This window comes from Nitrosospira lacus (genome assembly GCF_000355765.4).
In the GTDB taxonomy this organism is placed as follows: Bacteria; Pseudomonadota; Gammaproteobacteria; order Burkholderiales; family Nitrosomonadaceae; genus Nitrosospira; species Nitrosospira lacus.
Window position 1 is genome coordinate 2,246,681 of the sequence record NZ_CP021106.3, and the last position, 12,513, is coordinate 2,259,193.

A 12,513-nucleotide genomic window follows, 5' to 3' on the forward strand; every position below is an offset into this window, starting at 1 on the left:
CTGCCCTGCATCCAAAAATTACATACTCCATTCCGTCCAGCTGCCGGATTCAGGATTATCGCAACAGAATCAGCCTGGGAATAGCATCCGCACCAGCCCATACGATAGCGTTTTGTCCGAATTCCTTGCCCAGCGCCCGTGACGTCTCCAGATCCAGGCCGAGCACAAGAAAACTTTTCTCCGCCGGCCATGCGCCGGATGGATCGTGGCTCTCTCCCTCAAATATCCATCCCGGGCGGGCTTTACGATCTAATTTATTGCGAAGACGCGCGCAAGCCATCAAATTTTTCTCATGGCTTTGCGGCACGCTATATGGGTTGCAGGCGGTAATAAAAGCCGCACATTTAAGTTTGGATGCAGTGAAAAGCCGCGATAGTGGCTCGGAATACTCGTCGATGCGCAGTATGACCGTTCCGGAACCGGATTCTGCCTTCAGTGCTGCCCGGTACTTGGTCGCGCGGTAGGCAGCTATCAGAGCTGGAGAAATTTCCGCTTGTATCAAAAACGCACTCCAGTCATGTTTAACAATTGTCAGGCCGGACTCATAGCCAATGCGGAAGGACGCCCATTCCATTATTTCCGGCAGTGATATTTCACGCCATTTACGCTATATCAGGCAAGATTTCGTATAACGTTACAAGGATTTCCTGCAGCAAAAACATCTGGCGGAATATCCCGGGTAACCACGCCGCCAGCCCCGATAGTTGTTCCCTTTCCTATCGTGACGCCGGGATTGATAATTACGCCACCGCAAATCCAGGCACTGTCCTCGATGAGGATGGGCTTGGCCGCTTCCAGACCTTTATTGCGTTCTTCCGCCGCCAATGGGTGCGTGGCGGTGTAGATCTCAACATTCGGTCCCAAAAATACATTGTTGCCTATGGTCACTTGCGCGCAATCCAGAATAATACAATTGAAATTAGCTGAAAAATTATCACCAATACGAATGTTATATCCGTAATCACAATAAAATGGCGGCTCGATTTCAGCCTGCCCGCCCAACGCGCGCCCAGCAGTTTCCGCAACATGACGGCACGCTTCCCGATTTCATCCGGAAGCGTGTCATTTGAATACTTTAAGCAATCTCCTGGCCCGTTTTCTTTCGTTACGAAGCAAATCATCGCTCGACCGGTACAATAGTCCGGCAATCATCTTGTCTTTTTCTGTCAGATGCGCCACTTTTAACCTCCGATCGATGTTTATCAAAAGAACTTGGCAAGTCAGACAAGCAATCGGGAGTATTTCTTTCACATCCCCATTTTTTTAGAAATCGTATCTTGGTTCAATGTTCAAAAAAATTTTGAGATCAATAAAATTTGAACCACTCTTGATGGTGTCAACCATCGTCAACTTGGGGGCGTTATATTCGCTAATAGCGCAAACAGAGCATTGATCCCTGTTAGTCCGGGTAATCGCTGCAGGAAGATAGCTATTCCCGCCAAAGATCGCGGATTGATTTAATTTAGTTGCATTGTGCAACCGATCCATTATACTTTTAATGTGCAACTAACCGTATATCCGGGGAGCAAACCTTATTTGATCCACGGACCGTTGAATATTTGAATTCCGGGCATCCAATACTATAAGATAGGAATTGTGTCCGTATATCGGAAAGTATGCCTATATCAGTCAAGGCAGGACAGTGAAATTGTGACGGTGAGTTCTTTTCATGGGATGAAACAGGATCCGGCTCAACCATAGTGTTTTTGCTGGCGTGGCTCAAGCGCACGAGTTCAATGCGCGGAGACCGGCAAACGTAGACCAGGAGGAGGAGTATCAATTATGATCAAGCAGGTGATGCAGGCCGGCGTACCGGTCTTTACCATCGTCATGGCGCTCTATTGCGGTGCCGCGGTTGCGCATGGAAAAGTGGCTATGGAAGAAGATACATGCATGCGCCGGCTCGGCGACAACAGCATGGTACATTTAAGTGCTTATCAGCCACAACATGAGCCAAGCGACCAGTATTGCACCGAGATACCCAAGGAAGGCAATACTTTTCTGGTGGTGGATCTCGTGGACCAGGCGCTGCGTGACATTCCGATAGGAATAAGGGTGGTAAAAGGAACCAGCGAGGTGGAAGACGAGACAGTGACGTATTTGCGTCCGAGCTATCACCCCGATGGAGTGATCAGGGGAGAAACCAGTCTGGACCAGGGACTCTACACGGTATTCATTACAGGAGAGTCTGTACCTCCCGTACATTACCAATATCCATTGCGGGTAAAGATGGTTAACTATGCGAATATTTTTCGTGCATCGATAGGGCCGCTGATAGCCATGCTGCTGTTGACCCTGTTTGCTTACAAGGTCATGAAATCGAAGCGCATGCAGAATTGGCGGTCTTCCCGCCGCTCGTAGGCTATTGAGGGCATGCCCAACCGTTGCCATTGCGTTGCGGACTTTCGAAGTTGATCGGTCTACAATTTTAGCCGTCCCGGCGACGGAGCCGGACAGGAGCGAAATCGCGGAGCAAAACCGCAGTGTCGGCGACTGCTTGGTAAAAAGGTCATGGGTAAAAAAAACAACGAAAAAAAAGCGAGCGAACCTCTGCCGGAGCTATCCAAAAAAGACTACGAGGATACGCTCTACAAACTTCAGGTTGAACTCGTCAAGCTGCAGCGGCATTTTATCAAGTGTGGCGACAAGATTCTGATCATCTTCGAGGGACGGGACGCAGCCGGCAAAGACGGCACCATCAAGCGCATCACCCAGCATCTGAGTCCGCGCGAAACACGTGTCGTGGCGCTTGGAAAACCTTCGGATCGGGATCGCAGTTCGTGGTATTTTCAGCGTTATACCCCATATCTGCCTGCCGCTCAGGAACTGGTATTATTCAACCGGAGCTGGTACAACCGGGCTGGAGTAGAGCCGGTAATGGGTTTTTGCACGGATGCCGAGTATAACGAATTCATGGCCTCGGTTCCGGAGTTCGAGCATATGGTGGTCCGCTCAGGCATTAAACTCCTGAAATACTATCTCGACATCAGCAAATCAGAGCAGGCAAAACGGCTGGATGATCGGAAGAACGACCCCCTCGCGCAATGGAAGATCAGCGCGCTTGATGAATATGCGATCAAGAAATGGAAGGAATACAGTCTGGCGCGCGACAAGATGCTTGCACATACACATAATCTTACCGCCCCGTGGACAATAGCCCGCGCAAACGATAAGCAGCTGGCGCGAATCAACATTATCAAGGATCTTCTCAACCGTCTTGACTATGAGAATAAAGACGAACGCCTGGTCATGCCGGACACACGCATCGTGATGGAGTTTAAAGTCTCCTTTATCGAAGACGGCGTGCTGGAGCCATAATGAAATCTCAATCCGGCGGTTGAGCACTTACTCACAGGGTGGAGTGCAGCGTTGCGACTCGCCCTGTACCCCAAAAACCGCACATCCCGCCTCGTCCAACCACAGGATTCAGGTGAAACCATGGTCAAACCGGGGCCTTTTCATGGTACCGGTGACACCCGAGGGCAATTCATCCCTCCTTCCTTGAGTAATATCGGGCGCCGCCCCCAGCCGATGGATTAATGCAACAACGTTGCGTTGATGATAATCTACCGATACGGCGGTGAACCATACAAGTGGAAAGCGATATTGGATGCGCCCAAAGCTTACCATTGCCGGTTTGGGCCTGGATTCCATGTCAGGCCGGAAATGGCGAAACCCATGGCCATACTATTATTTGAAGCGGGGCGAAAAATGAAGCAGGTATTCCATTTTCCAGGTCAGGCAATTCTCGCTGCCGTTATTGTAGTTGAATCCGCATTCCCCGTTTGGGCGCACGAGCCCGGTGCTCATGTACATGGCCGCGCCGCGCTGGAAATCGCTATCGACGGTGCGATGGTGCAGATCAACCTGAATAGCCCGCTGGATAATCTTTTGAGATTCGAGCATGCCCCGAGAAACGAAAAGGAACGTCAGACCGTCAAGGCCATGGCATCGAAGTTTAATCAGGCTGATAGCTTTTTCATTTTTACGCCGGCGGCTCGGTGCCGGGTAGAATCGACTCATCTGGCTTCACCTGTGCTTTCTCCGGATTTACTGGCAACCGCCTCTCAGGCTGGCAAAAGCGCTGACAAAAATGCCGGCAAAAACAGCGGTGCATCCGAGACTTCCCCATCAGCCTCGTCCGCCACCGATGGGCATGCCGAGCTGGAGGCCACCTGGCAATACCAGTGCGCGAAGCCACAGGCCCTGCAAGGCGTCGAGGTGAGACTATTCCAAATGTTTCCCCGCCTGCAACGCCTCGATGCCGCCGTAGCGGGCCCCAAGGGACAGTCGAGCGCAAAGCTATCGCCTGAATCCCCCCGGTTGAAGTGGTAGTACAGGGAGTGATCAGAACATGAGCCCGTTTGTGATCGACATTCAAAATCTGGTTTTCCAATGGCCGGGCAAGCATGGCTTCCGCCTATCGATCCCCCAATTTCTAGTGAGGCGTGGGGAACGTGTTTTTCTGCAAGGTGCGAGCGGTAGCGGCAAGAGTACCCTGCTGAGCCTGCTGGGCGGCGTGCTGCTGCCGCAGCCCTGCCATCTGCGCGTTCTCGATACCGACCTGACGGCGCTCACATCCAGTGCCCGCGACCGGTTCCGCGTGGATCATATCGGTTTCCTGTTTCAACAGTTTAACCTGGTGCCTTATTTATCCATGCGCGAGAACGTGCTTCTGCCCTGCCGGTTTTCCCAGCGCAGGCGGTGGCAAGCGCTTAAATCAGCCGCCTCGCTCGAACAATCGGCGGACCGGCTGCTGGGTCAATTGGGGCTGGATATGAACTTGGCACGACAACCCGTAACGGCATTATCGGTCGGTCAGCAGCAGCGTGTGGCGGCCGCCCGGGCGCTAATTGGCCACCCCGAGCTGATCATTGCCGATGAGCCGACTTCCTCGCTGGATGCGGCCCGGCAGGCGGAATTTCTTGATCTTCTGCTGGGCCGCTGCGATGATGAGAATGTCACGCTGATTTTTGTCAGCCATGACCAGCGACTGGGGTCGCATTTCAGCCGCACCGTCGATTTGCATGAATTGTGCGAAACAGCAACCCTCTGACCAATCGAATGGAGAAAAAAATGTCACTATCACATACTCGTAAGGTGCTGGCTATAACTGCTGTATTGGGTGTATTGATTAGCGCTGAGGGTACCGCGGGCGTTGATGCGATCATTAAAATTGATGGTTCCAGCACCATGTATCCCATCACCGAAGCGGTGGCAAAAAAATTCGAGGCAGCCCAAAAAGGCGCAATCAAGGTAACAGTCGCCATCTCGGGTACCGGCGGCGGTTTCATGAAATTCTGCGGTGGTGAGATAGACATCGTCAATGCCTCTCGCCCCATTCAGAGAAAGGAGATGAAGGCTTGCAGCAAGGCCGGTGTGAAGTACGTCGAATTGCCGGTGGCATTTGATGCATTAACCGTGGTGGTGAATCCGGGCAATACCTGGAGCAGAACCATGACTGTCGCGGAATTGAAGAAAATGTGGGAACCCGCCGCTCAGGGCAAAATTACCAAGTGGAACCAGGTGAACCCGGCATGGCCTGATGAGAAATTCAAGCTCTATGGCGCAGGCCGGGATTCCGGCACGCTCGATTACTTCACGCTGGCGATTGTCGGCAAGGAAAAATCCCGCCGTAGCGATTTTACGGCATCCGCGGACGACAACGTACTGGTGCAGGGCGTGGCGAACAACAGGAACGCGCTGGGGTTCTTCGGCTTTGGATACTATATGGAAAACCAGGACAGGGTCACCGCTGTCGCGGTGGATGATGGGAGAAACGGTGGCGTCATTCCCTCCGTTGAAACGGTGGAAGACGGCACCTATCAGCCTTTGTCCCGTCCCATTTTTATCTATGTGAACATGAAGGCCGCGGAGAAGCCCGAACTTCAGGAATTTGTCGCGTTCTATATGAAAAACGCATCCGCTCTGGTAAAAGGATCCCAATATTTCCCGCTGCCCCCCAGAGCTTACGCCGCCAACATGGAATTCTTCAAGACGAAGCGATTGGGGACGGTATTTGATGGCTTTTTGCCAGTGGGCCTTACTATCGACGACTTGCTCCAGCGAGAAGCCCGTTTTTATGAAAATTGATCACGGCATCGTCTTCAGTGCCAATCAGTGCCCGGAAGCCGATTCCAGCCAAGCTGACTTGTATGGATTGTGTAAAAGTGCGAGGGGCATGGCCTGAAATCATTGTTTTCCCTTGCACTTGCCAGCGCGTGGAACCGGCGTGCCACGCTGGGGTTGATGGCAATCAGCATCGCGCTTTCGGTCATGCTGTTGTTGGGCGTCGAGCAATTGCGCACCCAGGCGCGCGACAGCTTTTCGCAGTCCATATCCGGCACCGATCTGGTGGCGGGTGCGCGCACCAGCCCCATTCAGCTCATGCTTTATGCCGTGTTCCGCTTGGGGGATGCCACCCATAATATCCGCTGGGCAAGCTTTGAGGCAATGGCGGCGCACCCGTCGGTGGCATGGGCAGTGCCGATTTCGCTGGGCGATTCACATCGGGGTTTTGCGGTAATAGGGACCACTTCCGCCTATTTCGAACATTTTCGTTATGGCGATCGCCGACTGTTGGCATTTGCGGCGGGTAAACCTTTTACGGATATTTTTGACGCGGTAATCGGGGCGGATGTTGCCGCGAAGCTTGGTTACCAGGTGGGCGACAGGATTGTGCTCAATCATGGTGCCAAAGGCATCGGATTGACTGAGCATGCCGATAAGCCTTTCACCGTAAGTGGCATTCTCAAGCGGACCGGCCTGCCGGTGGATCGCAGCGTTCATGTTGGTCTTGAGGCTATCGAAGCCATTCATCTCGACTGGCAGGGAGGCGCTCCGATGCCCGGAGTATCCATTCCGGCGGAATATGTGCGTAAATTCGATCTGGCTCCAAAGGAAATTACGGCGGCACTCATTGGGCTGAAAAGCCGTGCGGGTGTTTTCCAGATGCAGCGGTTCATTAATCAGTACAAGGGGGAACCTTTGCTGGCTGTGCTCCCCGGCGTGGCGCTGGATGAGCTGTGGTCCATAGTCAGCATTGTTGAGCAGTCGCTGCTGGCCATTTCCGTACTGGTGGTCGCGGTAGGCCTGAGCGGTTTGGTGGCAGTTGTGCTGGCCGGCTTGGGCGAACGCAGGCGCGAACTGGCGATTCTGCGCTCGGTCGGCGCCGGTCCGCGTGTGGTTTTCCTGCTGCTGGCTATCGAGGGGCTGATGGTGGTCATGGCCGGTGCGTTGCTGGGCGTGCTGGGATTGACAGTGCTCAGCCTGTTTGCAGCCCCCGTTCTGGAGGCGCATCTGGGTATTTCGCTGGCGGCGGGTATGCTATCGGCCGCGTCGTGGCAGCTACTGTTACTCGTCATGATAACGGGATTTCTGGTCAGCCTCATACCCGGTTATCGCGCCTACCGGTTATCCTTGACTGATGGTTTAACGCCAAGATTGTGAAAAAGGATATCAATATGACTACTGCTTACCCGCACCTGACCCCTTCCCGCTATTTCATTCTATTCTTGATCGGCTGGCTGGTTTTTGCGACGCAAACAGCGGTCGCAGCCGATCAGGATTATAAGGTTGGAGATAAATTATCAGCGCCGGGCGCAGCCAAAAATAAGCCCGCCGTGCCTTCGGCACCCACTACCGCCGGTTACAAGGAAAAAACCTGGGATGATCTGATGCCCAAGAACTGGGACCCGATGGCACCACTGAAAGGGCTGAAGCTGGACCACCTTAAAGACGGCGACCCGCGCGCCATCGAAGCGCTGGAAAAAATACGCGTAGCCTGGAATGACGCCCCGATCGAGCCCGCGCTGGATGGCCAGCGTATCCGTATTCCCGGCTTCGTAATACCTCTGGAGCGAGCAGGCAATAAAGTCAGCGAATTCCTCCTCGTCCCCTATTTCGGGGCATGCATCCATACGCCTCCGCCACCCTCCAACCAGATCATTCATGTGCGGACATCGAAACCCCTGGCCAATATGCGCACCATGGATACGATGTGGGTGAGCGGGGTGATGCATGCCGGCAAGGTCGACACGGAAATGGGCCAGGCGGGTTATCAGTTAAAAGCTGAATGGGTCACACCTTATCCGTAATAAACCTCTGAATGGGATTTTTTGGAACAGACGTTGTTCTCCATGCAAAAAGTGACAGCAGGAGATTGAGTGCTGACGTAGCGTCAGGCACATACGCTACCGTATCATCGAGCGTTACCGTTCGCCTGCCGACGATCAGAGAACTCGGATGAATACTGAAGCGGTCCTTGGCGGTGTGCCTGCGCCCATTTGATGGTATATCTTGCCGATCAATATCATGGCGCGGTCGATAGCAGTCTTGCTGGAGCCCGTCTTCATTGCCAGCGCATCGATGAGTTCTTTTGTGTCATGCCTTGAAAATTCCCCTGGTTTAAATTAATCCCCATTGGTTGAACGATAAGGCTAGCTCGATCAATTCCCTTCCTATTCTACATAAAAAGGCATTCCGGTTTCCCTGCCGTGGGAATACGCTAACAGCTTGCTGACCTTGGATTTCAACCCGCTATTATGTGAATGTTTTGGCCTGGCTTATCCCCGTTCCGCCCTGCTGCTCACATCGCGCGTTCGACTATGCGGGTTAATGGAACATCATACTTTACCTGTAATATTCTACAGCTATTCAGAGACGCCTCTGCATGATGTAATTGGATTGCCCTAACAGTTGGGTTGAGTCTGATCGACATAATTTTTATTCCCTGGCGCGAACATCGCCACGGCAAACAGAACGAGCCAGCCTTCGCCTTCGCCCCAAGGAGCGGAAATCAAACCTGCGGAAATTAAATGACTACAGAAGATGATCCATCGCTGACATCGGCTGACGAGCCTCCCTTATCCAAAGGGGCGCTAGAAAAAAATCAGCAAATCCAGGGCAAGATGGAAAGTTGCGCCGCGGAGCTTTCTGACGTCAACGAAACAGCAAAAAAAGAGATGGCGGCCGGTACTGCATTGCAGCAAGTGGAAAGCACGCTGGCACGAAGCAAAAGCGTGGAAAATAAAGTGCAGGAGTGCGCTGACGACCTTCATGAACTCAATGTTGTTCTGGCCAGGGAAGTTGATACTCACGAGGAGCTTAATCGTGAATTAATGGAAACCGGGCGGAAACTATCCACTACACAAAATATCTTATCCAAAACGCAGGACGATTTGGCTATTGCGCACGAGGTAGGGGTGGAAGCGAATGCGTTGCTGATGCGTTCCGAAGAAATACACACGGAACTCCGCCGAGATATTACGAAAGGCCAGGTTGCTGAAGCGAGGCTCTTTGAAGAGAAGGAGTCCTTGCGCATTACGCTGAGCTGCATTGGGGATGCCGTTATCACAACGGATATTTCCGGAAAAGTGACTTATTTAAATCTTGCGGCTGAAACGATGACCGGTTGGACTTCACAGCAGGCGAAAGGTCTTCCGTTGCCGGATGTGTTTCACATCGTCAATTCACAAACCAATGAATCTGCGCCCAACCCCGTGGAGCGGGTTCTCCGGGAAAAGCAACCGGTGGGCTTGGTTCTGCATACGCTTTTGACACACCGAAGCGCCACCTCTTTTCTTATTGAAGACTCGGCTACGCCGATACGGGATCAACATGGCGACCTCATAGGCGCCGTGCTGGTATTCCATGATATTACTCATGCGCAAAAAATGGCGACGCAGATGACTTACCAGGCATCCCATGACGCGTTGACCGGTCTCATTAACCGGCACGAGTTCGAGCGGCGCCTGGAGCACGCACTACAGACGGGCAAACAGGATGCCAAGCAGCATACGTTGCTGTATCTCGATCTCGATCAGTTCAAGATCGTGAACGATACGTGTAGTCACTTGGCCGGCGACGAGCTGCTAAGACAGTTGACCAGCGTACTGCAAACCATGCTCCGCAGCAACGATACGTTGGCTCGCCTGGGCGGGGATGAGTTTGGCGTATTGTTGGAAAGTTGCCCGACGGAACCTGCGCTTCGCATGGCCGATCTATTACGACAGACGGTGCAGGAGTTTCATTTCGTCTGGAAAAACAAAGTGTTTCAGCTCGGCGCAAGTATCGGATTGATTACCTTCGGCAATGACAAGGAAGAACTCACCGATATTCTACGCATGGCGCACGCAGCTTGCCATCTTGCCAAGGACAAAGGGCGCAATCGCGTACAGATCTATACGTCGGAAAACAAAGAGCTTGCACAACGCCACAGTGAAATGGAATGGGTTGGGCGTATTCAGAAAGCGCTGAAAGAGAAGCGTTTCGTGCTGTACTCGCAAAAAATATTGCAGCTGGGAAATGACGTCAAGAATGGCAACCATTATGAAATGCTGTTGCGCATGAGGGACGAGGAAGGAACACTGGTGCCGCCAATGGCCTTTATCCCGGCTGCCGAGCGTTACGGCCTGATGTGCCGGCTCGATCGTTGGGTAATTGCTACCGCATTTGCACAGTATGAAGGACGCCATCCACCCGGTAGCGCCATGGGCACCTGCGCCATTAATCTATCCGCCGCATCCATCTGCGATGAAAATTTTCATGAATTCGTGGTGGCGCAGTTCGATCTATATAAAGTTCCACCTGGCGGGATCTGTTTCGAGATCACGGAGACATCGGCGATTGCCAATCTGGCCCAGGCAGCGATATTGATTCGCAAATTAAAAGCCCTGGGCTGTCGTTTTTCTCTGGACGATTTTGGAAGCGGCATGTCCTCGTTCACTTATCTCAAACACTTGCCCGTCGATTATCTAAAAATTGATGGCGGTTTCGTGAAGGATATGATGGATGACCCTATTGACCGCGCAATGGTTGAAGCCATCAACCACATAGGGCATGTGATGCATATCGAGACGATCGCGGAGTTTGTGGAGAACAACGCAATTCTGGAGGCACTGCGAACGATGGGCGTGGATTATGCGCAAGGGTATGGCGTCGAAAAACCGCGATTAAGCGAGTTTCCAATACTACCATCTATTTAATCCCCCTCACCACTGAGTCTAGTCCCGCCAGCGGCTTGCCCCGCATAGCGGAGCTTTCACATCCGGGTTAATTCATTAGGTCTTGCAAGCCGCCGAGCCAGGCCGCCGCGATAGTCAGCACCAATCCCGGAATAACCTGTAATGCAAAACGGCTGCCGCCGTTCAACACCGCCAGCACTATTTTGGTCACTGTGTTGGTACTCATCGCGAGAAGAATAGGCAATACCGCCTCGGCCGCTTCAAGTTTGCCTCCCGCTGCCAAGGAGGCTATCGATACCGCGGGGGAATGCGTATCGGCGAAACCGGCTATTGCAGTGCCGGCGATCAGCCCCGCGCTGCCCAGCCAGGCATTGAGCGCCGCTGCGATCAGGAGAACCGTCCCCATCGTCGACGCAAGGATGAGCGCGCTGCGAAAGCTGAATGCCCTGCCCATTGAAATTGTTTCAGGCGGATTCTGTCGCAGCGCCTTCACGAAAAACCAAGCTCCATAAGTCACCGCCATCAACCCTGCCAACAGGAGCGGCACCGCCATGGCGGTAAGCGTGGCGGGATGAGTCGCACCGAGCACAACTGCCATTTGCACAATGGTGGCGACAGTCGAGAGAACAGCACCCCCAACCGCCGCCGGCATAAGCTCCGGCTTCTGTTTGGCGAGCGTACCCATGGAGGCTATCGTCGCCGAACTGGATACGAACCCGGAGGCCAGCCCGGCCGTGGGCAGTCCATAGCGCGGACCCAACAGGCGCAAGGCGATATATCCGCTCGCGCTAATCGACATCATCAACACCACGATGATCCACAAAGTATGCGGATTGATTGCATTGAAGGGGCCCATGTAACTGTCAGGCAACAAGGGCAGCACCACCAGCGCAGCCCCAGCAAGTACCAGCGCATCATGCAGCTCGGCTTCGGTCAGGGTTTTGCGCACGAAAGTGTGAATGCGGGTTCGCGCCGCAAGCAGGAGTGCTACCGTAACGCCGAGACTGGAAGCAAGCAGCGGTTCGCGCATGGCAAGCGCGCCGAGCAACAACGTGAGAAGCTGCACGAATTCGCTGGTAAGGCCGGGGTCGCGCTGATTGCGTGTACGAAAATAGCCCAATGCGATGAATCCAGCCACCGAGAGCGTCACCACCGCCAGTAATGGGACCCCTCCCAGTTCGAAAGCAAGCGCGCCAAGAAGAGCTGTGACTGCGTAGGTGCGAATCCCCGCCGGCGCGCGGTCCCGCCCTCCCCCCTTTCGGCGTTCGCGCTCGATGCCTATCAGCAGGCCAATACCCAGCGCCACGGCGATTTGCATCCAGTTATCGGTGAGCAAGGTCATCTTGGCGGTCAGTTCCGGTGACCGCGGCGCGATGCCGGGGATGAGATCGCAAACTTCATCATATTGCCGCTACAAAACTATATGTATGGAATTTCCATAATCGGTAGAGCGTAGCGTAACCCATCATTGAAGTGTTTTTATACTTCATTACATGACTCGCCCAGGTATCCGGCCATGACTTGATGTTTTGCGCAGGGTTTTGACAGG

12 protein-coding genes are annotated in these 12,513 nt (G+C 53.3%); 8 read left to right on the forward strand and 4 right to left on the reverse strand.

The window, feature by feature from the left end:
* Positions 1–55: 55 nt before the first annotated feature.
* From EBAPG3_RS10150 to EBAPG3_RS15645, 3 genes are all read right to left on the reverse strand, one after another.
* Positions 56–574 carry a DUF3293 domain-containing protein gene (locus tag EBAPG3_RS10150; RefSeq protein ID WP_151898928.1) on the reverse strand — a complete coding sequence of 173 codons (519 nt, stop codon included), beginning with the start codon at positions 572–574 and terminating at the stop codon, positions 56–58.
* Between the two features lie 38 nt (positions 575–612).
* Positions 613–888, reverse strand: coding sequence for an LbetaH domain-containing protein (locus EBAPG3_RS15435; RefSeq protein ID WP_227869196.1), 276 nt, complete (start codon positions 886–888; stop codon positions 613–615).
* A gap of 174 nt (positions 889–1,062) precedes the next feature.
* Entirely contained in the window at positions 1,063–1,152 is a 90-nt protein-coding gene (locus tag EBAPG3_RS15645; RefSeq protein ID WP_227869296.1) for a maltose acetyltransferase domain-containing protein, read from the reverse strand.
* 630 nt (positions 1,153–1,782) lie between these two features.
* Here EBAPG3_RS15645 and EBAPG3_RS10165 point away from each other — a divergent pair.
* The 8 genes from EBAPG3_RS10165 to EBAPG3_RS10200 all read left to right on the forward strand — a co-directional run bounded on the left by EBAPG3_RS10165 (position 1,783) and on the right by EBAPG3_RS10200 (position 10,985).
* Positions 1,783–2,361: a hypothetical protein gene (locus EBAPG3_RS10165; RefSeq protein WP_004177610.1), complete on the forward strand. Its 579-nt coding sequence runs from the start codon at positions 1,783–1,785 to the stop codon at positions 2,359–2,361.
* 150 nt (positions 2,362–2,511) lie between these two features.
* A complete protein-coding gene (gene ppk2, locus EBAPG3_RS10170; RefSeq protein ID WP_004177611.1) occupies positions 2,512–3,318 on the forward strand; it encodes a polyphosphate kinase 2 in 807 nt (268 codons plus the stop codon).
* A 360-nt stretch (positions 3,319–3,678) separates the two neighbouring features.
* Positions 3,679–4,335 carry a DUF2796 domain-containing protein gene (locus EBAPG3_RS10175; RefSeq protein WP_004177613.1) on the forward strand — a complete coding sequence of 219 codons (657 nt, stop codon included), beginning with the start codon at positions 3,679–3,681 and terminating at the stop codon, positions 4,333–4,335.
* Positions 4,336–4,354: 19 nt separating this feature from the next.
* Positions 4,355–5,056: an ATP-binding cassette domain-containing protein gene (locus EBAPG3_RS10180; protein ID WP_004177615.1), complete on the forward strand. Its 702-nt coding sequence runs from the start codon at positions 4,355–4,357 to the stop codon at positions 5,054–5,056.
* 20 nt (positions 5,057–5,076) lie between these two features.
* Positions 5,077–6,093, forward strand: coding sequence for a PstS family phosphate ABC transporter substrate-binding protein (locus EBAPG3_RS10185; protein WP_004177616.1), 1,017 nt, complete (start codon positions 5,077–5,079; stop codon positions 6,091–6,093).
* A 102-nt stretch (positions 6,094–6,195) separates the two neighbouring features.
* Entirely contained in the window at positions 6,196–7,449 is a 1,254-nt protein-coding gene (locus EBAPG3_RS10190) for an ABC transporter permease (protein ID WP_004177618.1), read from the forward strand.
* A gap of 14 nt (positions 7,450–7,463) precedes the next feature.
* Positions 7,464–8,096, forward strand: coding sequence for a DUF3299 domain-containing protein (locus EBAPG3_RS10195; protein ID WP_004177620.1), 633 nt, complete (start codon positions 7,464–7,466; stop codon positions 8,094–8,096).
* Positions 8,097–8,816: 720 nt separating this feature from the next.
* Entirely contained in the window at positions 8,817–10,985 is a 2,169-nt protein-coding gene (locus EBAPG3_RS10200) for an EAL domain-containing protein (RefSeq protein ID WP_004177628.1), read from the forward strand.
* Positions 10,986–11,052: 67 nt separating this feature from the next.
* Here the strand turns inward: EBAPG3_RS10200 and EBAPG3_RS10205 are convergent, their stop codons facing one another.
* Positions 11,053–12,306: an MgtC/SapB family protein gene (locus tag EBAPG3_RS10205; protein ID WP_004177630.1), complete on the reverse strand. Its 1,254-nt coding sequence runs from the start codon at positions 12,304–12,306 to the stop codon at positions 11,053–11,055.
* Positions 12,307–12,513 lie beyond the last annotated feature (207 nt).

Bases quoted from the DNA above. Each gene is read 5' to 3' on its own strand.
- EBAPG3_RS10175 (WP_004177613.1), top strand. From the start codon at position 3,679: ATGGCCATACTATTATTTGAAGCGGGGCGAAAAATGAAGCAGGTATTC.
- EBAPG3_RS10150 (WP_151898928.1), bottom strand. From the start codon at position 574: ATGGAATGGGCGTCCTTCCGCATTGGCTATGAGTCCGGCCTGACAATT.
- EBAPG3_RS15645 (WP_227869296.1), bottom strand. From the start codon at position 1,152: ATGATTGCCGGACTATTGTACCGGTCGAGCGATGATTTGCTTCGTAAC.
- EBAPG3_RS10185 (WP_004177616.1), top strand. From the start codon at position 5,077: ATGTCACTATCACATACTCGTAAGGTGCTGGCTATAACTGCTGTATTG.
- EBAPG3_RS10195 (WP_004177620.1), top strand. From the start codon at position 7,464: ATGACTACTGCTTACCCGCACCTGACCCCTTCCCGCTATTTCATTCTA.
- EBAPG3_RS10165 (WP_004177610.1), top strand. From the start codon at position 1,783: ATGATCAAGCAGGTGATGCAGGCCGGCGTACCGGTCTTTACCATCGTC.
- EBAPG3_RS10200 (WP_004177628.1), top strand. From the start codon at position 8,817: ATGACTACAGAAGATGATCCATCGCTGACATCGGCTGACGAGCCTCCC.
- ppk2 (WP_004177611.1), top strand. From the start codon at position 2,512: ATGGGTAAAAAAAACAACGAAAAAAAAGCGAGCGAACCTCTGCCGGAG.
- EBAPG3_RS10180 (WP_004177615.1), top strand. From the start codon at position 4,355: ATGAGCCCGTTTGTGATCGACATTCAAAATCTGGTTTTCCAATGGCCG.
- EBAPG3_RS10205 (WP_004177630.1), bottom strand. From the start codon at position 12,306: ATGACCTTGCTCACCGATAACTGGATGCAAATCGCCGTGGCGCTGGGT.